21 protein-coding genes and 3 pseudogenes are annotated in these 19,546 nt (G+C 70.8%); 13 read left to right on the forward strand and 11 right to left on the reverse strand.

Features of this window, described 5'->3' with window-relative positions:
- Window positions 1-2: 2 nt before the first annotated feature.
- Together BJF79_RS01680 and BJF79_RS01685 are read right to left on the reverse strand one after the other, a co-directional pair.
- Window positions 3-1,357 (reverse strand): annotated as a pseudogene (locus tag BJF79_RS01680) (phosphomannomutase/phosphoglucomutase).
- Between the two features lie 386 nt (window positions 1,358-1,743).
- On the reverse strand, window positions 1,744-2,100 hold the full coding sequence (locus BJF79_RS01685) for a DUF3499 domain-containing protein (protein ID WP_075894679.1): 357 nt from the start codon (window positions 2,098-2,100) through the stop codon (window positions 1,744-1,746).
- Between the two features lie 213 nt (window positions 2,101-2,313).
- Here BJF79_RS01685 and BJF79_RS01690 point away from each other — a divergent pair, with 213 nt between their 5' ends.
- Window positions 2,314-2,730 carry a metallopeptidase family protein gene (locus BJF79_RS01690; protein WP_075894680.1) on the forward strand — a complete coding sequence of 139 codons (417 nt, stop codon included), beginning with the start codon at window positions 2,314-2,316 and terminating at the stop codon, window positions 2,728-2,730.
- Between the two features lie 175 nt (window positions 2,731-2,905).
- Here the strand turns inward: BJF79_RS01690 and BJF79_RS01695 are convergent, their stop codons facing one another.
- Both BJF79_RS01695 and BJF79_RS56970 read right to left on the reverse strand, forming a co-directional pair.
- Window positions 2,906-3,169, reverse strand: coding sequence for a WhiB family transcriptional regulator (locus tag BJF79_RS01695; protein ID WP_021594342.1), 264 nt, complete (start codon window positions 3,167-3,169; stop codon window positions 2,906-2,908).
- Window positions 3,170-3,489: 320 nt separating this feature from the next.
- Window positions 3,490-4,434 carry a hypothetical protein gene (locus BJF79_RS56970; protein ID WP_075894681.1) on the reverse strand — a complete coding sequence of 315 codons (945 nt, stop codon included), beginning with the start codon at window positions 4,432-4,434 and terminating at the stop codon, window positions 3,490-3,492.
- A 337-nt stretch (window positions 4,435-4,771) separates the two neighbouring features.
- Between BJF79_RS56970 and cofD the strand changes: the two genes are divergently transcribed.
- Window positions 4,772-5,731 (forward strand): 2-phospho-L-lactate transferase, encoded by a 960-nt coding sequence (gene cofD, locus BJF79_RS01705; RefSeq protein WP_075894682.1) that lies wholly within the window; start codon window positions 4,772-4,774, stop codon window positions 5,729-5,731.
- A gap of 23 nt (window positions 5,732-5,754) precedes the next feature.
- Window positions 5,755-7,041, forward strand: a complete 1,287-nt coding sequence (locus tag BJF79_RS01710; RefSeq protein WP_143219642.1) for a coenzyme F420-0:L-glutamate ligase — start codon at window positions 5,755-5,757, stop codon at window positions 7,039-7,041.
- 47 nt (window positions 7,042-7,088) lie between these two features.
- Here BJF79_RS01710 and BJF79_RS01715 read toward each other — a convergent pair.
- From BJF79_RS01715 to BJF79_RS01725, 4 genes and pseudogenes are all read right to left on the reverse strand, one after another.
- Window positions 7,089-9,643 (reverse strand): annotated as a pseudogene (locus tag BJF79_RS01715) (bifunctional FO biosynthesis protein CofGH).
- Window positions 9,644-9,983: 340 nt separating this feature from the next.
- Complete coding sequence (locus BJF79_RS01720; RefSeq protein WP_262401384.1) at window positions 9,984-10,637, reverse strand: DNA-3-methyladenine glycosylase family protein; 654 nt, start codon at window positions 10,635-10,637, stop codon at window positions 9,984-9,986.
- Between the two features lie 260 nt (window positions 10,638-10,897).
- Window positions 10,898-11,059: a hypothetical protein gene (locus BJF79_RS55035; protein WP_158079060.1), complete on the reverse strand. Its 162-nt coding sequence runs from the start codon at window positions 11,057-11,059 to the stop codon at window positions 10,898-10,900.
- Window positions 11,053-11,412, reverse strand: a complete 360-nt coding sequence (locus tag BJF79_RS01725) for an ATP-binding protein (protein ID WP_158079061.1) — start codon at window positions 11,410-11,412, stop codon at window positions 11,053-11,055. The genes BJF79_RS55035 and BJF79_RS01725 overlap by 7 nt, the downstream gene beginning before the upstream one ends.
- 182 nt (window positions 11,413-11,594) lie before the next feature.
- On the opposite strand from BJF79_RS01725, the gene BJF79_RS01730 reads away from it, so the two are divergent.
- Genes BJF79_RS01730 through BJF79_RS01740 form a run of 3 tightly spaced genes read left to right on the forward strand, consistent with a single transcriptional unit; the run spans window position 11,595 to window position 12,763 of the window.
- Window positions 11,595-12,410: a helix-turn-helix domain-containing protein gene (locus BJF79_RS01730; RefSeq protein WP_075894684.1), complete on the forward strand. Its 816-nt coding sequence runs from the start codon at window positions 11,595-11,597 to the stop codon at window positions 12,408-12,410.
- Window positions 12,397-12,594, forward strand: coding sequence for a DUF397 domain-containing protein (locus tag BJF79_RS01735; RefSeq protein ID WP_075894685.1), 198 nt, complete (start codon window positions 12,397-12,399; stop codon window positions 12,592-12,594). Before BJF79_RS01730 ends, BJF79_RS01735 begins: the two co-directional genes overlap by 14 nt.
- Window positions 12,581-12,763, forward strand: a complete 183-nt coding sequence (locus tag BJF79_RS01740; RefSeq protein ID WP_075894686.1) for a DUF397 domain-containing protein — start codon at window positions 12,581-12,583, stop codon at window positions 12,761-12,763. The genes BJF79_RS01735 and BJF79_RS01740 overlap by 14 nt, the downstream gene beginning before the upstream one ends.
- 61 nt (window positions 12,764-12,824) lie before the next feature.
- On the opposite strand, the gene BJF79_RS01745 is transcribed toward BJF79_RS01740, so the two are convergent.
- Entirely contained in the window at window positions 12,825-14,372 is a 1,548-nt protein-coding gene (locus BJF79_RS01745) for an alkaline phosphatase D family protein (protein WP_075894687.1), read from the reverse strand.
- Window positions 14,373-14,644: 272 nt separating this feature from the next.
- On the opposite strand from BJF79_RS01745, the gene BJF79_RS01750 reads away from it, so the two are divergent.
- The 6 genes and pseudogenes from BJF79_RS01750 to BJF79_RS01770 all read left to right on the forward strand — a co-directional run bounded on the left by BJF79_RS01750 (window position 14,645) and on the right by BJF79_RS01770 (window position 17,448).
- Window positions 14,645-14,962 (forward strand): PadR family transcriptional regulator, encoded by a 318-nt coding sequence (locus BJF79_RS01750; protein WP_075894716.1) that lies wholly within the window; start codon window positions 14,645-14,647, stop codon window positions 14,960-14,962.
- Window positions 14,959-15,069: pseudogene (locus BJF79_RS58040) on the forward strand (hypothetical protein); the annotation flags it as partial. The gene BJF79_RS01750 and the pseudogene BJF79_RS58040, both read left to right, overlap by 4 nt.
- Before the next feature lie 70 nt (window positions 15,070-15,139).
- Entirely contained in the window at window positions 15,140-15,313 is a 174-nt protein-coding gene (locus BJF79_RS58045; protein WP_262401392.1) for a DUF1048 domain-containing protein, read from the forward strand.
- Window positions 15,310-15,636 carry a DUF1048 domain-containing protein gene (locus BJF79_RS01760; protein ID WP_075894688.1) on the forward strand — a complete coding sequence of 109 codons (327 nt, stop codon included), beginning with the start codon at window positions 15,310-15,312 and terminating at the stop codon, window positions 15,634-15,636. The genes BJF79_RS58045 and BJF79_RS01760 overlap by 4 nt, the downstream gene beginning before the upstream one ends.
- A gap of 58 nt (window positions 15,637-15,694) precedes the next feature.
- Entirely contained in the window at window positions 15,695-16,651 is a 957-nt protein-coding gene (locus tag BJF79_RS01765) for an ATP-binding cassette domain-containing protein (protein ID WP_075894689.1), read from the forward strand.
- Window positions 16,648-17,448, forward strand: coding sequence for an ABC transporter permease (locus BJF79_RS01770; RefSeq protein WP_075894690.1), 801 nt, complete (start codon window positions 16,648-16,650; stop codon window positions 17,446-17,448). Before BJF79_RS01765 ends, BJF79_RS01770 begins: the two co-directional genes overlap by 4 nt.
- 64 nt (window positions 17,449-17,512) lie before the next feature.
- On the opposite strand, the gene BJF79_RS58050 is transcribed toward BJF79_RS01770, so the two are convergent.
- Together BJF79_RS58050 and BJF79_RS01775 are read right to left on the reverse strand one after the other, a co-directional pair.
- Window positions 17,513-17,791 (reverse strand): aldo/keto reductase, encoded by a 279-nt coding sequence (locus BJF79_RS58050; protein WP_262401385.1) that lies wholly within the window; start codon window positions 17,789-17,791, stop codon window positions 17,513-17,515.
- Window positions 17,788-18,573 (reverse strand): aldo/keto reductase, encoded by a 786-nt coding sequence (locus BJF79_RS01775; protein WP_262401386.1) that lies wholly within the window; start codon window positions 18,571-18,573, stop codon window positions 17,788-17,790. Before BJF79_RS01775 ends, BJF79_RS58050 begins: the two co-directional genes overlap by 4 nt.
- A gap of 117 nt (window positions 18,574-18,690) precedes the next feature.
- Between BJF79_RS01775 and BJF79_RS01780 the strand changes: the two genes are divergently transcribed.
- Window positions 18,691-19,524, forward strand: a complete 834-nt coding sequence (locus BJF79_RS01780; protein ID WP_075894691.1) for a helix-turn-helix transcriptional regulator — start codon at window positions 18,691-18,693, stop codon at window positions 19,522-19,524.
- Window positions 19,525-19,546: the final 22 nt, after the last annotated feature.

Consider the following 19,546-nt stretch of genomic DNA (forward strand, 5'->3'; position numbering starts at 1 on the left):
CGTCACTTCTCCCTCACAATGGCCAGGACCTCGTCGCGGAGCTCCGCCATGGTCTTCTCGTCGCCGGCCTCCGCGTTGAGGCGCAGCAGCGGCTCGGTGTTGGACGGGCGCAGGTTGAACCACCAGCCCTCGTCCTCGTTCGCGACGGTGAGGCCGTCGAGTTCGTCGATCGTCGTGCCGGGGCGCCCGGCGAAGTCCTGCCGCACCTTCGCGGCGGCGGCCGCCTGGTCGTCGACCTCGCTGTTGATCTCGCCGGACGCGACGTAGCGGGTGAACTCCTCCATCAGCGCCGACAGCGGCCCGTCCTGCTGCCCGAGGGCCGCGAGGACGTGCATGGCGGCGAGCATGCCGGAGTCGGCGAACCAGAAGTCGCGGAAGTAGAAGTGGGCCGAGTGCTCGCCGCCGAACACCGCACCCGTCTCCGCCATCGTCTGCTTGATGAACGAGTGCCCGACCCGGGTGCGGACGGGCGTCCCGCCGTGCTCGGAGATGATCTCCGGGACGGCCGCGGACGTGATCAGGTTGTGCACGATCGACGACCCCGGGTGCTTCGCCAGCTCGCGCGTCGCGACCAGCGCGGTGACGGCGGACGGGGAGACGGTCTCGCCGCGCTCGTCCACGACGAAGCAGCGGTCGGCGTCGCCGTCGAAGGCGAGGCCGATGTCGGCGCCGGTCTCGCGGACCTTGGCCTGCAGGTCGCGCAGGTTCTCCGGCTCGATCGGGTTCGCCTCGTGGTTGGGGAACGTCCCGTCCAGCTCGAAGTACATGGGGACGAGGTCGATCGGCAGGCCGTCGAACACCGACGGGACCGTGTGGCCGCCCATGCCGTTGCCCGCGTCCACGACGACCTTGAGGCGGCGGATGCCGGACAGGTCGACGAGGGTCTTCAGGTGGTCGGCGTAGCCCTTGAGGACGTCCCGCCTGGACACCGTGCCGGGCTCGCCGTCGTAGGCCGGTACGCCCTGCTCGATCAGCTCGCGGATCTCGGTGAGGCCGGTGTCGCGGCCGACCGGGCGGCGCCCGCGCGGCACAGCTTCAGCCCGTTGTACTTGGCCGGGTTGTGGCTCGCGGTGAACATCGCGCCGGGCAGGTCGAGGCTGCCGCTGGCGTAGTACAGCAGGTCGGTGGAGCCGAGCCCGGCCTCGATGACGTCCGCGCCCTGCGCCGTCGCGCCCCGGGCGAACGCCTCGGCGAGCGGGACCGACGAGGACCGCATGTCGTGGGCGGTGACGATCGCGCTCGCGCCCGTCACCCGGACGAACGCCGCACCGGCCGCCTCGGCGGTCGCGGCGTCCAGCTCGTCCGGCACGACACCGCGGATGTCGTACGCCTTGAAGATCTTGGCGAGGTCGCCCACTCCTGCTCCCTGTCCGAGCCGTCCGAAACAATTGGCGAGACACCGAAGCCTATCTGCTACCGCACTCGCCACAGCTCCCATGGCCACCCGCCCCGACTACCACCCCGGCCAGAGCGAACCGGTACAACCGCCACCTCAACCAGAGCGGACCGGTACAACCGCGATTGCGAGCGAAGCCAAGTTCGAGCGAAGCGAGAACTTGATCGCGCAGCGAGCCCCTGGGCGAGTCGGAGCGATGCAGCAATCGCACGCGGCGCCCGTTGAAGGAGGGCCCCCAGGGCCCGACGCCGAGGGCGACGCAGGCAAACAGGAGGGCCCCCAGAGCCCGACGCCGAGGGCGACGCAGGCAAACAGGAGGGCCCCCAGGGCCCGACGCCGAGGGCGCCTCAGTCAGTACTCCGCAGGACGCGCAGGTGGCCGCGGCGGCCGACCTCGGTGCCCTGGCCGACCGGCTCCTGGCCGGGGCCGGGCGCGGGGCGCGCGGCCTCGCGGACCGCGTCGGCGAGCGCCTCCAGGTCGTCCTCGCCGAGCGAGGTGTCCTCCTCGACGGGCAGCCGGACCAGTTCCCAGCCCATCGGTGCCGTGAGCCGCTCGGAGTGCTCGGCGCACAGGTCGTAGCAGTGCGGCTCCGCGTACGCGGCGAGCGGCCCGAGGACCGCGGTGGAGTCACGGTAGACGTACGTGAGCGTGAAGACTGCTGGCGCCTTGCAGGCGGTGCGGGAGCAAGTGCGGACGGGGCTCACGATGGCCGACCGTACCTCGCTCCCGCCGCGTCCGCCACCACCCGGGCGCACGTGTCGCCGCTATCGGCCGATTTCCGGGGCAAGAACTACATACCGCACGGGAACGCCCACGTACTGTGCGGTTTCTTGTCACTGCGGCGCGAGACGCCGTAACGGACGCGTCCAGAGGTTGCGCGGGGGCCCTGCGGGTACGCTTGGGGGGTGCGATCCCGTGTGGCAGGCGTACGGCGCCGCGATCGACGCGGTCGCGGACTGCGGGGCCCTCTGGCGCCCCCGCAGGCCCCGATCTCGCGAACCCGCGCGGAGCGGTTCGACGACCTCGTCGAGGACGAGGTGAGCCGGCTCGGCGAGCACTGGGAGCAGGAGCTGGCGCGGGTGGAGTTCACGGTCGCCGAGGTCCCGGACGTCGAGCCGGGGTTCGACGGGCCGGTCCCGCTCGGCCAGACCGTCCCCGGCGATGGCGGACGCCCGGTCCGCATCGTCGTGTTCCGGCGTCCCGTCGAGGCGCGCGCGGCCGGGGAGCAGGAGCTGGGCAGGCTGATCCGCGACCTGCTGGTGGAGGAGGTCGCCGACCTGCTCGGCCTGTCCCCCGAGTCGGTCGACCCGAGCTACGACTCCCCCGACGAGTAGGACGTCCGGACCGACGGTCGTCCGGACCGACGGTCCCCGTCCGGGACGGCCGGAGCGGGCGCCCCCGGAGAACCGCGACAACGGCGAAGCCGTGCCGACGCGGTGGTCGGCACGGCTTCTTCGGCGTCTGCGGCGCCCGTACCCGGGCGCACGTCCCGTCCGCCGGGCCGCGGCCCTAGACGGCCTGGCGCTTCAGCTTCCGGCGTTCTCGCTCGGACAGCCCGCCCCAAATACCGAAACGTTCATCGTGCTGCAGCGCGTACTCCAAGCACTCCGTACGCACCTCGCATGCGCGGCACACCTTCTTGGCCTCGCGAGTGGAGCCGCCCTTCTCCGGAAAGAAAGCCTCCGGGTCCGTCTGCGCGCACAGTGCGCGCTCCTGCCAGCCCAACTCTTCGCCGTCTGTGCCGTGCGCCAGCGGGATGACCACCTCGCTCACAGCGCACCTCCCTGCCCGTGGAGCCCCCTGGATCAATGCCTTCCCTCAGGCTCCTTCCCCCGAGAAGGCATAGAAACTACACCCCCGAAATTACACGTGTGTAGTGCCCGGTCCGTCAAGCGGAACGAGTTCGCAGGGGGACATAGCGGGTTATGTAGGGATACAGCCGATGACCTTTGGCTGAAGATCAGTTAATCGGCCGGTCACCGGGGGGAAGTGCGCGTGCCGCGGGCCCCGCCCGCGGCACGCCTTCCGCCGATCACGCCGCCCATCACGGACGGGTCACGGTCCTATCACCCCGGTTCACCGGGGCGGGTTCGCTACCGGTTGTCGCGGTACCAGTCGCCGCCGTCCTCGGGGCGCTGCTCACCCTGCTGCGGCGGGGCCGGCTGGGTGCCCTGCGGGCCCTGGTCCGGGGCGCTCTGGGAGCCGCCGTAGGCGCGGGTCCACTCGCCCATCTCGTCCTCGCCCTGCGGGGCGGCGCCCGGCTGGCCGGGCTGCCCCGTCTGGCCGGGCTGGCCCGGCTGCTGGTAGCCGGGCTGCTGGCCGGGCTGGCCGTACTGCTCCTGCCCGCCGTACTGCTGGCCGGGCTGCCCGTACTGGGGCTGGCCGTACTGCTGCTGGCCGTACTGCTCGCCGCCCTGGGGCTGGCCGGGCTGACCGGGCTGCCCCGGCTGGCCGTACTGCTGGTACTGCTGCGCCTGCCCCTGCTGCGGGTAGGCGCCCTGCTGGCCGTACTGCTGCCCCGGCTGGCCCGGCTGCCCGGGAGGGCCCTGCTGGTAGCCGAAGTCGGGGTAACCGCCCTGCTGCATCTGCGGCTGCGGCTTCGGCCGCGCGGGCTGCATGCCCTGGAAGACGGTCAGGACGAACCAGACGCCGACGCCCATCACGGCGACCTTCGCGGCGCCGATGAGGAAGGTCGTCAGCTTGTAGATCGAGTCGGGCCCTTCGGCGAGCATCCCGCCGAGCCAGCTGATCACGCCGAACAGCAGGATCCCGCCGAGGACGCCGAGCGCGCCCATCGTGATGTTGCGGGCCTGCCGCGTCGCCGTGCCCCAGTTCGTGAGCACCACCGCGAGGACCACGAGCGCGACGATGTACACCTCGGTGAACACCCCGCCGACGCTCTCGTCGTAGGCGCGGGACGTGAATTCCCCGTTACCGCCCAGCAACCGGATGATGCCCGCCAGCAGGTGCACGCCCGCAGCGGCGAGCAGGACCCAGGCGGCCGGTTCGCGCAGGCGCTGGACGGCTTCCTTGTTCACTGCGACTTCTCCAGACCGAGGCATTGCGATGACACGGCAAAGCTTTGCACATCTCGCCCGCCGCCGTCTCCGTCCCCCGCGGGACGCCAAAACGGTACGGGCCGGACGAACGCGGCCATTCGGCGACCGTCCTGCGGCGATGTGCGGGCACTGCGGCGCCGACCCGAAGCCCGCCGGGACCGGTCCGCGCCGGACGCCCGCGAGTGTCGAACGTCACCGCGGCCGAACGTCGCCGCCCGTCCATTCTCGCGCGTCCGCGCCCGGATGGACGGAGGCGCACCGGAGGCGTGCCGAGGAACCCCGCGGGGCCCGCTGGACAGGCCGTAGGCTGATCAGCATGAACATCGTGGCGCTGGCGGGCGGCATCGGCGGGGCCCGCTTCCTGCGCGGGCTCCGGTCTGCGGTCCCGGACGCGGACATCACCGTGATCGGCAACACCGGCGACGACATCTCGCTGTTCGGCCTGCGGGTCTGCCCCGATCTCGACACCGTCATGTACACGCTCGGCGGCGGGATCAACGAGGAGCAGGGCTGGGGGCGCACCGACGAGACGTTCACGGTCAAGGACGAACTCGCCGCCTACGGGGTCGGGCCGGGCTGGTTCGGGCTCGGCGACCGCGACTTCGCCACCCACATCGTGCGGACGCAGATGCTGGAGGCCGGGTACAAGCTGTCGGCGGTCACCGAGGCGCTGTGCGACCGGTGGAAGCCGGGCGTCCGGCTGATCCCGATGACCGACGACCAGGTCGAGACGCACGTCGTGGTCGACGATCCCGAGCAGGGGCGGCGCGCGATCCACTTCCAGGAGTGGTGGGTGCGGCTGCGCGCGTCCCTCCCGGCGCTGTCGATCGCGCCGGTCGGGGCGGAGGACGCCAAGCCGGCGCCGGGCGTCGTCAAGGCGATCGAGGCGGCGGACGTGGTCCTGTTCCCGCCGTCGAACCCGGTGGTGAGCATCGGGACGATCCTGTCGGTGCCGGGCATCCGGGACGCGGTCGCGGCGAAGACGGTCGTGGGCGTCTCCCCCATCATCGGGGACGCGCCGGTGCGGGGCATGGCGGACGCGTGCCTCACCGCGATCGGGGTGGAGACGACGGCCCAGGCGGTCGGGGAGCTGTACGGGCCGGGTCTGATCGACGGCTGGCTCGTCGCCGAGGCGGACGCGGACGTCCGGGTCGAGGGCGTCGAGGTGCGCGCGCGGCCGCTGCTGATGAGCGACGCCGGGTCGACGGCGGACCTCGCGCGGGCGGCGCTGGACCTGGCGGTGGAACTGAAGCGGGAAGACGAGGAAGCCCAGTGATCGAGGACGTCGCGGTGAACGGGGTGGAGCTGCGGGTTTTCGGGATCCCGGGGCTGCCGGAGGTCGCCGAGGGCGACGATGTCGCCGCGCTCGTCCCCGCCTCGCTGATCGAGGACGGCGACGTGCTCGTCGTCACGTCGAAGATCGTCAGCAAGGCGGAGGGGCGGGTCCTGGTCGCCGACGACCGGGAGAAGGCCATCGACGCCGAGACCGTGAGGGTCGTGGCGCGGCGGGCGCACGCGCGCGGCGAGACGCGGATCGTGGAGACGCGGCAGGGGCTCGTCCTCGCGGCCGCGGGCGTCGACGCGTCCAACACGGCCCCCGGAACGGTGCTGCTGCTGCCCGAGGACCCTGACGCGTCCGCACGTGCCCTACGGGCCGGTGTGCGCGCGCACACGGGCAAGGACGTGGCGGTCATCGTGTCGGACACGCTGGGACGGCCGTGGCGCAACGGGCTGACGGACGCGGCGATCGGCATCGCGGGCCTGTCCCCCCTCGACGACCTGCGCGGACGCGACGACGAGCACGGCAACCGGCTCGAAGCGACGATCACGGCGGTCGCGGACGAGGTCGCGGCGGCGGCCGAACTGGTGAAGGGCAAGCTCGCCGGGGTGCCGATCGCGGTCGTGCGGGGGCTCGGCGACCTCGTGACGCCGGACGACGGGCCGGGGGCGCGCGCGCTCGTCCGTCCACCGGAGGAGGACATGTTCCGGTACGGCTCCTCGGACGTGCTGCGCGCGCGCCGCACGATCCGGGAGTTCACCGACGAGCCGGTGGACGGCGCGGCGGTGCGTCGCGCCGTGGACGCCGCGATCACCGCGCCCGCGCCGCACCACACGACGCCGTGGCGGTTCGTCCTGCTCGAATCGGCGGAGTCGCGCACCCGCCTGCTCGACGCGATGCGCGACGCGTGGGAGTCCGACCTGCGCGGCGACCGGTTCACCGACGAGTCGATCACCAAGCGGCTGCGACGCGGCGACGTGCTGCGCCGCGCCCCGTACCTGGTAGTCCCGTGCCTGGTGATGGACGGGTCGCACGATTACCCGGACGAGCGGCGCGCGCGCGCCGAACGCGAGATGTTCGTCGTCGCGACGGGCGCGGGCGTCCAGAACCTTCTCGTCGCGCTCGCCGTCGAGGGCCTCGGGTCTTGCTGGGTGTCGAGCACGATGTTCTGCCGCGACGTCGTCCGGAGCGCGCTCGACCTGCCGGACGACTGGGACCCGATGGGCGCCGTGGGCGTCGGCCGCCCGGCCGCGCCGCCGCGCGTCCGTCCGGCGCGGTCGGCGGAGGCGTTCATCACCGTGCGCTGACGGCCTCGTGGGGCCGACGAATCGCTCGTCCGGCCCCGCGAGACCGGTCAGGTGATGGGCTGCAGCGGGAGGCTCTTGCGGCCGAACTCGCCGATGCCGTCCGTGCGGCGCGCGGCCTCGATGCGCTCCGCCGGGACGTCCCCGTAGAGAGTGGTGCGCTGCCTGGCGGGACGGCCCGCGCGCGCGGCGATGGCTTCCAGTTCGCTGATGGGCTTGAACGAACCGTTCTCCGAACCCGCCATACGGCTGATGGTTTCTTCCATCAGGGTGCCGCCCAGGTCGTTCACGCCTCCTTGCAGGACGCGCGTGCACAGTTCGTCCCCGAGCTTTACCCAGGACGTCTGGATGTTGGGGATCGCGCCATGGAGCAGGATCCGGGCCAAGGCGTGCACGGCGACGTTCTCCCGAACCGTGGGTCCGGGACGAGCGAGCCCTGCGAGGTAGATCGGCGAATTGTGGTGCACGAACGGCAGGAGCACGAACTCGCTGAACCCGCCCGTCCGCTCCTGCAGCGACCTCAGCAGTTTGAGGTGCGCGACCCAGTGCGAGGGGGTGTCGACGTGCCCGTACATCATCGTGGACGTCGTCGGGATGCCGACCTCGTGCGCGGTGGTGACGACCTCGACCCACTGGTCGGCCGGCAGCTTGCCCTTCGTGAGCACCCAGCGGACGTCGTCGTCCAGGATCTCCGCCGCCGTGCCGGGCAGCGAGTCGACACCGGCCGCCTTCGCCTCCTGCAGCCACTCCCGGATGGACATGTCGGTGCGGCTGGCGCCGTTCACGACCTCCATCGGGCTGTAGGAGTGCAGGTGGATTCCGGGCGCGCGGCGCTTCACCTCGCGAGCCAGGTCGAAGTACGCGGTTCCCGGCAGATCGGGATGGATACCGCCCTGCATGCAGATCTCGGTGGCCCCGGCGGCCCACGCCTCGTCCACCCGGTCGCGACCTGCTCCAGCGAGAGCGTGTACGCGTCGGCGTCCGTCCGCCGCTGCGCGAACGCGCAGAACCGGCAGCCGGTGTAACAGACGTTCGTGAAGTTGATGTTGCGCGTGACCACGTACGTGACGTCGTCGCCGACCGTGTCCTTGCGAAGGTCATCGGCCAGCTTGGCGAGCGCGTCGAGTTCGGGGCCGTCCGCGTGGAGTAGGGCGAGGGCCTCGTCATCGGTGAGCCCGCCCGGGTCACGCTCCGCGCGCGCGAGAGCGTCCTTTACGTCGGCGTCGAACCGCTGGGGTGCGGCCATGCGTTCCTTGAGGGCGTCCCAGTCGCCGTACACCTCGTCGAAGTCGTCCCGCCGGTCGCTGGTGCGTCCGGTGGTGTCGATCTCGGTGTGCAGGTCGGTCCGTCCGGACGCCTCGAATCCGCCGTCGGGCTCCTGCCACGGGCGTCCCTCCAGGACGGCGTCCTCGCGCGCGAGCCCGGTCGCGGGGTCGGCGAGCGCGGCGACGTGCCCGATCAGCCTCGGGTCCAGCCACGGCTCGCCGCGCTTGACGTACTCGGGGTAGATCGTCAGCCGCTCGCGCAGCTCGAAGCCGGACGCCGCCGTCCGTTCGGCCAGCTCGTCGATCTGCGGCCACGGCCGCTCGGGGTTCACGTGGTCGGGCGTCAGCGGGGACACGCCGCCCCAGTCGTCGATGCCCGCCCGCAGCATCAGCGCGTACTGCTCCGCCACCAGGTTCGGCGGCGCCTGGATGCGCGCCTTCGGGCCCAGGACGAGCCGCGTCACCGCGATCGTCGCGGCCAGCTCGTCCAGTTCGGCGTCCGGGGCGTCGCGCATCTTCGTGTCGGGCTTCGCCCGGAAGTTCTGCACGATGACTTCCTGGATCGCGCCGTACTCCCGCATCGTCCTGCGGATCTCGAAGATCGCGTCGGCCCGTTCCCCGACGGTCTCGCCGATGCCGATCAGGATGCCGGTGGTGAACGGCACGTTCGTCCGTCCGGCGTCCTCCAGGGTGCGCAGCCGCACCGCGGGGTCCTTGTCCGGGGACCCGAAGTGCGGGCCGCCCCGCTCGCTGAACAGCCGCGTCGCCGTCGTCTCGAGCATCATGCCCATGGACGGCGCGACGGGCTTGAGGCGCTGGAAGTCGCGCCAGCTCAGCACGCCCGGGTTCAGATGCGGCAGCAGCCCGGTCTCCTCCAGCACCCGGATCGCCATCGCGCGCACGTACGAGAGCGTGTCGTCGTACCCGTGCGCGTCGAGCCATTCGCGGGCCTGCTTCCAGCGGTCCTCGGGACGGTCGCCGAGCGTGAACAGGGCCTCCTTGCAGCCCATTTCCGCGCCCTGCCGCGCGATGTCCAGCACTTCGTCGGGGCTCAGATACGGCGCGTCCAGTTTGTGGGGAACCGTCGCGAACGTGCAGTAGCCGCAGCGGTCCCGGCACAGCCGGGTCAGCGGGATGAACACCTTGCGGCTGTAGGTGACGACGCCGGGACGGCCGGCCGCCGCGAGCCCGGCGTCGCGGGTCCGCGCCGCGTACGCCAGCAGGTCGTCGAGCTGCTCGCCGCGGGCGTGCAGCAGGGTCGTGGCCTCGGATCGGTCGAGCGTCTTGCCGTCACGCGCGCGGGCCAGGGCCCGGCGCACCGCGGTGCTGGTGACCTCCATGCGGGGCACTCTATGCCAATCGTCATAATCTCTCGCGCGCCGGGGGCCCCGCGAAGGTCAACACACACAGCCTTGATCAGCGGCTTTCTATTCCCGAACCTTCACGGTGAAGTGTTTCTAACACGATCACTACACGAACATTAGCTAGACCTGAACAATGATCGCGTCCACACTCGAAGCAACCGCGCGGGAACGTCCGAACCAGCGAAGGACAGACCCATGATCGTCATGCTCGCCCTCCTCATCGCCCTCGCCGTCCTCGGCCCCCTCCTCGGCGCCGACAGCCGCGACGGCCGCGACTGGACGCCCCACCACTTCTGGCGGCGGCGCCCTTTCCGCGTCAGAACGACCGGTAGTCCCGCATCGCCAGCCGCGGCCCCCGCCGCGGCGGGCGCGCACCGGAGCCTTCCAGCAGCCGGGTGACCCGGTACCGGTGACCCGCGTACGGCTCCAGCAGTTCGAGCATCCCGGCGTCGTCGACCTTCTTCCCGGCCAGCGCCCAGCCCACCACCCCGGGCAGGTTGTAGTCGCCGACGGAGACGGCGTCGGGATCGCCCACCGCCCGCTGCCGCACCTCCGCGGCCGTCCACACCCCGATCCCCGGCAGCGACGTGAGCCGCGCCACCGCCGGATCGTCCTCCAGCCGCCCCGCGACGCGCGCCGCACCGATGATCGTCCGGGCCCGCACCGCCTCCAGCCCCGCCTTGTGCCACTCCCACGACGGGATCCGCGCCCACACCGCGGGCGGCGGCGGCACCCGCAGCCACGGCGCCCCCGGCGCCGGCCGTCCGAACCGCCGGACCAGATACCCCCAGGCCCGCCACGCCTCCTGGCCCAGCACCTTCTGCTCCATCACCGCGGGCACCAGCGCCTCGAACACCCGCCGCGTCCGCCCGACCCGGAACCCCGGACGGCGCCGCACCCGCTCCCGCAGGACGTCGTGCAGCGGGACGAACTCCTCCGCCGGATCATCGGCCCCGAGCAGCTCCGGCACCCCGTCGACCAACCACTGCGCGCCCGGCCCCACCCGTCCGCCCGCACGACGTCGCCGACCTTGCGAAGCCGCAGCGTGCCCGGACCGTCCGGGGTGAACGAGGCCCGCCAGACGAAGCCGTCCCGAACCTGGAAGGCCGGGTCGTACGGCCCCCGGGCGTGCGGCGCCAGCGTCGCCCGGACGTCCAACGCCCAAGCGCCCGCCACTCCCGCCCCACGGCCACCGATTCCCCGAACATACGTTCCCCAGTGTGCCAGCCGTCAGGGGCAACGCAGCACCTCGACGGCCCGCCAGAGCACCGTCGCCCGCTCGTGACACCGCACGGCCCCGCGCGCGTCCCGTCCGTCCGCCAGATCGAACGCCTCACCCATCTGCCGGATGGCCCGCCGCCGCAGATAGCGGACGACCAGGAGCCTCAGCACGCGGCGCACTTGGCCCAAACGACCTTGCCGCCCTCGTTCAGCGGACGGACGCCCCAGGCGTGCGCCATCTCGGCCACGAGCAAGAGACCGCGCCCGCGCATGTCCGCGTAGTTCTCCGGCCGCACCAAGGGCCGCCCCTCGCCGCCGTCCCACACCTCGATCACGGGGAGCCCGTCGCGTTCGTCCAGGAACACCCGGACCACGATCGGCCCCTCCCCGTACCGGTAGGCGTTGGTGACCAGCTCGCACGCGACGAGCCGCGCCGCGTAGTCGTCCGCGATCCCCCACCCACGAAACTGCTCGGCCATGAACCGCCGAGCCACCCCCGCAGCCCCCGCGTCCCGTTCGAGCACGACCGTAGGAACCTCCGACGCACAAGCACCCGACATCGATCCACCCTTCCGACGAAGTGTCCGCCCAGCGTGCGCACCCGGCGATACTCTGGGTGAACGGATCGCGACACTGTGAATAGACCCTGAAGCACCCCCCGCCTTCTTTGAGGTCTTTGAAGTCCGACAAATCGGAGGCCCGTGCGATGGTCGACCCGTACAGCCCCCAGGCACTCTGGGGCCGTGAACTGCGCCATTACCGCAAGGCGACCGGGCTGACGCAGGCCCAGCTCGCCGAACGCATCAACTTCTCCGAATCGCTGATCTCCGGCGCGGAGACGGGACAGGTCCTCTCCTCCATCGAGTTCGCCACGGCGTGCGACCGGGAACTCGGGACGGGCGGGGCACTCGTCCGCGCACTCGACTTCAAAAAAGCACGCCGCTTCCCGGCGGGGTTCGCCGAGTACCTCGAAGTCGAGAAGAAGACATCGATGATCCGCTGGTACGAGGGACTCTGTATCCCGGGCCTGCTCCAGACCATGGATTACGCGCGCGAACTCCACCGCGCGGGACGTCCGGGCGACTCGGCCGAAGAGATAGACGCGCTCGTCACGGCGCGCATGGAGCGGAAGGCGGTCCTCGACACCCCGGGCGCCCCGACGCTGTGGGTGGTGGTGGACGAAACGGTCCTCCGCCGCCCGGTCGGCTCAAAGGAGATCATGCACGCTCAGTGCGAGCATCTCCTGAAGATCATCGACCATCCAAAGGTCAGCCTGCAGGTCGTCCCATTCGACACCGGAGCCCACGCAGGACTGACGTGCTGCTTCATTCTTCTGACACTCCCCGAGGGCACGACAGTGGCCTACTCTGAAGATCTGACGGGCGGCCGATTCATCGAACGCCCGGAGGACGTCGGCCACTGGACCACGTGCTATGAGTCGATCAAATCATCGGCCCTGCCGGTGAAGCACTCGGCCGACATTATCCGCCGCATCATGGGAGAAGATCATGGACCGGAATGAGCCGACGTGGCGCAAGGCATCGCGCAGCTCGGGCAACGGCGGAGCATGCGTCGAACTGGCCGGATTCCCCGACGGCATCGGCATCCGCGACTCCAAGAACCCCACCGGCCCCAAACTCCTCATCAGCCACAACACCTTCCGAGCGCTCCTCACCCGCCTGGGAGAAGGACATGGACCGGAGTGAGCCCACGTGGCGCAAGGCGTCGCGCAGCACGGACACCGGGGGCAACTGCGTCGAACTGGCCGGACTCCCCGACGGCATCGGCATCCGCGACTCCAAGAACCCCACCGGCCCCAAACTCCTGATCGGGCGGGACGCCTTCCGCGCGCTGGTTTCTGATCTCCGCCGTTGATCACCGTGAGGTCACCGGATTCCGGTGACCTCACGGCGGGTGTTCGTCCCTCGGGAACCGGTCAGCGGGGGGTGAGGGTTCGGGTGTGGAGGGCCGTGCCGTCGATGTCGCGGAGGCGGACGGTCAGTTCGGCCGAGTCTCCGTCGATCGCGACTTCGCCGAAGTGCTGGAAGCCGCCGGCCGGGGACGTGTTCGGGGTCTGCGGGGCGCGGTAGAAATCGAGTTGGGGACCGAAGGTGCCTTCGAGGATGTTCGGGCCGAACGCCCCGGCGTTCAGGGGGCCGGAGACGAACTCCCAGAACGGGTCGAAGTCCTGGAAGGCCGCCTTCGACGGGTCGTAGTAGTGCGCGGCCGTGTAGTGGACGTCGGCCGTCAGCCACACCATGTTCCGGACGCCTTTGCGCTTGGCGTACGAGAGCAGTTCGGCGATCTCGCGCTCGCGGCCCAGCGGGGCGCCGCCGTCGCCCTGCGCGACGCCTTCCTGGGCCGAGCCGTCCGGGACGATCAGTCCGATCGGCAGGTCGGCCGCGATGACCTTCCAGGTGGCGCGGGAGCGGCGCAGTTCGCGCTTGAGCCACGCGAGTTGCTCGGCGCCGAGGACGCCCTCGGTCGCGGTGGGCGAGTCGTTCGTCCCGTTGGCGTCCTTGTGGGTGCGCATGTCGAGGACGAACAGGTCCATCAGCGGGCCGTAGGAGAGGCGGCGGTACAGGCGTCCGTTCTTGTGGGCCCGGACGGCCGTCGGGGTGTATTCGAACATCGCACGGCGCGCGCGTGCGGCCAGGACGTCCACGCGCTTCTCGGTGTACTGGGGCAGGTCGAGGATCTCGCCGGGGTACCAGTTGTTGACGACCTCGTGGTCGTCCCACTGGTAGATCATCGGGACGCGGGCGTTGAACGCGCGCATGGCGGCGTCTTCGAGGTTGTACCGGAACTGCCCGCGGTATTCGGCGAGCGTTTCGGCGACCTTGGACTTCTCCGCGGTGACGAGGTTGCGCCACGTCCGTCCGTCCGGGAGCTCGACCGTCTCCTGTAGCGGGCCGTCGGCGTACACCAGGTCGCCGCTGCACAGGAAGAAGTCCGGGTCGAGGGCGCTCATCGCGTTGAAGATGCGGTAGCCGCCGAGGGACGCGTCGATGCCCCAGCCCTGGCCCGCGAGGTCGCCCGACCAGACGAACCGGACGTCGGAGCGGTCGCGGGGCGCGGTGCTCAGGCGTCCGGTCACCGGCTCCGACAGGACGGAGCGGCGGTCCGCGTCGGCCAGGACCACGCGGTAGTGGAGCTCCCGCCCGGCGGGGAGGCCGCGCAGGAACGTCTTGCCGGTCAGGTCGGTGCCGGGGGTGAGCAGCGGCCCCGGGACGCGCCTGGCGCGGGCGAAGTCGGGCCGGTGGCTCACCTCGACGAGCATCCGCGCGGGCCGGTCCGAGCGGGCCCAGACGACCGCCTCGTGCGCGGTGACGTCACCGGTCTGCACGCCGTGGGTCAGGCGCGGGCGGCGCCGCACCAGTGCGGGCGCGGCCAGCGCGGGGCCGCCGCCGAGCAGCGTCCCCACGGCCGCTCCGGTACCCGCGGCCAGTCCGCCGCGCAGGAAGGTCCGTCGGTCGGGCGTCATCGGCGCCTCCGTTCTTGGTCCGTTGTCGCCCGGAATGATCGTGCACTCCGGTGGACGGCACCTGAACGGCGGGAATCCGCCGATGTACCCCCGGATCTCGAACCGGTCGGCCCGCGCGATGACGGGATCGGCACTGCCGGCCGTGCCTGCGCGTCCGCGGTCCCGTCTCGCGGCCGAGCTACTCGGTGTTGCTATGTACCGGTAGTGAGTGTTACTTTGTACCGGTAGTCAGCAGCACTCAGTAGTGAAAGGGGGTGTTCGTGGACAAGCAGATGACGGAGATGCTCAAGGGCACGCTCGAAGGCTGCGTGCTCGAAATCATCGGCCGCGAGGAGACCTACGGGTACGCCATTACCCGCCGGCTGAACGACCTCGGCTTCACCGATGTCGTCGAGGGGACGGTCTACACCATCCTGCAGCGGCTGGAAAAGCACGGACTCGTCCAGGTGACGAAACGACCGTCCGGACAGGGCCCGCCTCGCAAGTTCTACGCGCTCAACGGTTCGGGGCGCGAGGAACTCGCGATGTTCTGGGCGAGATGGGAGCACATCACCTCACGGATCGACAAACTCAAGGAGGGTGGAAAATGAAGTTCCGGGAAACCGTTACGGGCAGCGATCTCACCAGGGAGTGGAAGGCTTTCGAAGCCCGGGCCGAGAAATTGCCGGCCGGCCACCGGGCGGCGTGGGAACAGATCAAGGGCCATCTGCTCCCCTACGGAGACTTCACCGGCCGAAGCCTGATGCCGATTCTCGACAGGCGCCCTGGTGCTGCTCGAAGAGTCTGCGGCCGATGGGCAGGGCATCGACGAGGTGCTGGGCGACGACATCGAGGGCTTCTGTGCGGCGCTCGCCGGCGGAGAAGGGGCCCGGAATCATCGCGACCGGTGGCGCGAGCAGTTGAACAGGAACGTCGCAAGGAAATTGGGGAGGCTGACGTGAGCATCCGAGACATCATCGAGGGCAAGAAGCACTGGCGCGCGCACATGGCGCGGGTCAAGGCGCTCCCGCCGGACTACCAGATCGTCTACAAGGAGATGCAGAGGTACTTCTTCAAAGTCGGACCGGTCGACCTCGTCGAAGGTGACCTGCTCTCCGGGATCGTCGATTTCTTCGAGGAGGGCGTCGCGACCGGCAGAGGGGTCCTGGAACTCCTCGGGGACGATGTCGCCGCCTTCTGCGACGACCTGATCAAGGACTCGCGCACCTACGCCGACATTCATCAGGAGTCCATCGGCGGGAAATCCGGCACGGCCGACAAGTAGCACCCGTCGACCGGTGCCCGCGGAATTCTGCCCTACCCGCGGCTTTCAAGGAGCCCCCATGACAAGCGCGAAACCCCCGGCGATCGCGGTCACCGGACTACGTAAGTCCTACGGCGACAACGTCGTGCTCGACGGCATCGACCTGTCCGTCGCCGAAGGCACGGTCTTCTCCCTGCTCGGCCCCAACGGGGCTGGGAAGACCACCACCGTGCAGATCCTGTCCACGCTGATCGGCGCCGACGGCGGCGACGTGCGGGTGGCAGGCCATGATCTGGCCGCCGACCCCCACGCGGTCCGCGCGTCCATCGGCGTCACCGGCCAGTACTCGGCCGTGGACAAGCTCCTCACCGGCGAGGAGAACCTCGTCCTGATGGCCGACCTGCACCACCTTCGGCGGCGCGAGGGCCGCCGGCTCGCCGCGCGGCTGCTGGAACGGTTCGACCTCGTCGAGGCCGCCAAGAAGCCGGCGGCCACTTACTCGGGCGGCATGGCCCGGCGGCTGGACCTGGCGATGACGCTGGTCGGCGACCCGCGCGTCATCTTCCTGGACGAGCCCACCACCGGCCTGGATCCGCGCAGCCGCCGCACCATGTGGCAGATCGTCCGCGACCTCGCCGACGGCGGGGTCACGATCTTCCTCACCACGCAGTACCTGGAAGAGGCCGACCGGCTCGCCGACCGCATCGCGCTGCTGGACCACGGAACGCTGATCGCCGAGGGCACCCCCGACGAGCTCAAGCGCCTCGTCCCCGGCGGCCACGTGTCCCTGCGCTTCGCCGACGACACCGCGCTCACCGGTGCGCTCGGCGCGCTCGGCCGGGGCTTCGTGGACACCTCCGACGACGACCGGCTCACGCTGCAGGTCCCCTCCGACGGCGGTGTCGCCGCACTGCGCGACCTGCTCGCCCGGCTGGACGCCGCCGACATCGAACCGGCCGACCTGTCCGTGCACACCCCCGACCTCGACGACGTCTTCCTCACCCTCACCGGCACCCACAAGGACACAGTCGGATGAGCACCGCCACCGTCGTCCGCACCCACACCCTGGCCGACTCTGCCACGATGACCCGGCGGCGCCTGAAGCACATGCTGCGCTACCCGGCCATGACGGTGCAGCTCATCGGCATGCCGGTCGTCTTCCTGCTGCTGTTCGTGTACGTCTTCGGCGGCACGCTCGGCGACGGGCTCGCCGGCGGCGGGGGCCGCCGGGCGTACCTCGGCTACGTGACCCCCGGCATCATCCTGATGACGACGGTCGGCGCCGCCACCAGCACCGCCATCTCGGTGGCCATGGACACGGCGGAGGGAGTCGTCGCCCGGTTCCGGACCATGGCCATCTCCCGGTCGTCGATCCTCACCGGGCACGTCATCGGCAGCATGGCCTCCATCGCGATCAGCATCGTGGTCGTCATCGGCGTCGCCCTCGCGATCGGCTTCCGGCCGAACGCCGGCCTCGCCGAATGGGTCGCCGCCGCGGGGTTCCTGGCGCTGTTCGTCTTCTCCCTCACCTGGCTGGCGGTCGCACTCGGCCTGGTGGCCAAGAACCCCGAGGGCGCGAGCAACGCGCCGCTGCTGCTGATGCTCCTGCCGTTCTTCGGCAGCGGCTTCGTGCCCACCGACTCGATGCCGACCGCCCTGCGCTGGTTCGCCGAGTACCAGCCCTTCACCCCCGCCATCGAGACCCTGCGCGGCCTGCTGATGGGCGACGCCATCGGCGGCAGCGCCTACCAGGCCGTCGCCTGGTCCGCGGGCATCGCCCTGGTCGGATTCCTCTGGTCGATGAAGCTGTTCGGTCGCGACCCCGGCCGCTGACCGATGAACCGCCGCGACCGTCGGACCAGCGGGTCCGACGGTCGCGGCTTCGGCGGCCCGGATGTCAGGCGCGGGCTTCGATCTTCATGTCGCCCTTGGTCACATTGCGGATGTGGTCGCCTGCGAGCAGGTCGTGGGGGTACCCGAGGCTGATCGCGCTGGCCTCGTCGAGGCGGGCCAGCTGGGCGGCGGTGAAGTCGACCTCCAGGGCGCCCAGGTTGCCCTCCAGTTGCGCAAGGGTGCGGGCGCCGATGATCGACGCCGTCACGCCCGGGTTCTGCAGCGTCCAGGCGAGCGCGACCTGCGCGGGGGTGCGGCCCAGCTCCGCGGCGACCTCCTTCACCGCGTCGCGATGCCGAGGTTGCGTTCGGTGACCAGCCCCAGCCCGGCGTTGAAGCTCTTGCGGGAGCTTTCCTCGGACGCCGCCGGGCTCGTCAGGTCGGCGCGGCCGTACTTTCCGGTGAGCACGCCGCCCGCCAGCGGCGAGTACGGGGTCACTCCGAGCCCCATCGTCCGGGCCATGGGGATGAGATCGCGTTCCGCGTCCCGGCTGACGAGGTTGTACTCGATCTGCAGCCCGACCAGCGGCGACCAGCCGCGCAGGTCGGCGATCGCCTGCATCCGCGAGATCTCCCACGCCGGGACGTTGGACATCGCCACGTACAGGACCTTGCCCTGCCGGACGAGGTCGTCCAGGCCGCGCAGGATCTCCTCGACGGGCGTCGTGAAGTCCCACACGTGCAGGTAGAGCAGGTCGAGGTAGTCGGTGTTCAGCCGCCGGAGACTGGCCTCCACGGAGGCGAACATGCTCTTGCGATGGCTCCCCGCGGAGTTCGGGTCGCCGGGTCGGCGCAGCGTCGTGTACTTCGTCGCCAGGACCAGGCTCTCGCGGTCGCCGCGGGTGAATTCGCCCAGCTGACGTTCGGCGCTGCCGTCGGTGTAGGTGTTGGCGGTGTCGATGAAGTTGCCGCCGCGCTCGACGTAGGTGTCGAACAGCTTGCGCGTCTCGTCCTTCTCGGCCCCCCAGCCGTGCTCGGTGCCGAAGGTCGCCGTGCCCAGCGCGAGCGGGGAGACCCGCAGGCCGGAACGGCCGAGCAGCCGGTAGTCGTCGAGGGTGAGCGACATCGTGTCCTCCTGCGCTTGTGTTCCGTCGTCGACAGCGAGTCTGTGACCGCGGCGAACCGGAGGTAAGGGAAGGAACATCCTGGGAAGAGCGCTCCCACCCTCGCGGTTGCACCGTTCATGACGCCCCGCACGGTGGACAAGACCCGAGAACTGGCCGCGTTCCTGCGGACCCGGCGTGAACGCCTGGATCCGCGGGACTTCGGCCTGCCGGTGCGCACGCGGGCCCGGCGGACCCCGGGGCTGCGCCGCGAAGAGGTCGCCGAACTGGCCGGGGTCAGCGTCGACTACATCGTGCGGCTGGAACAGGCGCGCGGGCTGCGGCCCTCCGTGGAGGTGGTGGAGGCGCTGTCCGGGGCGCTGCGCCTGGCCCCGGACGAGCGCGCCTACCTCTTCGACCTGGCGCGGCAGCGTCCCCGCGACGCCGACAAGCTCGTCACCGCCGCGGAGCCGTCGCTGGCCCGGCTGGTCGCCGACCTGTCACCGCTGCCGGCCATGCTCCTGAACCACCGCTACGACGTCCTGGCCTGGAACACCGAGATGACGCGGCTGCTGCTGGATTTCGGCACCCTGCCGCCGTCGCAGCGCAACTCGATGTGGCTCTGCCTGATGCATCCGCAGTTGCGCGAGTACTACCTCGACCGCGAACGCATGGTGCGAGAGGGGATCGCCCACCTGCGCGCCGCGTGGGCCGCGTATCCGGACGACCGGGCGCTGACGGACCTCATCGCCGAATTCACCACCGATCACGAGGACTTCGCGCGGTTGTGGGCCGAGCAGGACGTCAAGGTCAACGCACGCGGCGTCAAGATGCTGCGGCACCCCGAGGTCGGTGTGATCGCCGTCCAGTTCGAAACGCTCAGGCCGCTCCAGGACCCGGACCACCTGCTGGTGATCTACCGCGCCGCCGACGCGGAAAGCCAGTTGGCCTTGGACCGATTGACCGGACGGTAACACCGCCGCCTCCGGCGCCGAC

Source organism: Actinomadura sp. CNU-125, assembly GCF_001942465.1.
Taxonomy (GTDB): Bacteria; Actinomycetota; Actinomycetes; order Streptosporangiales; family Streptosporangiaceae; genus Spirillospora.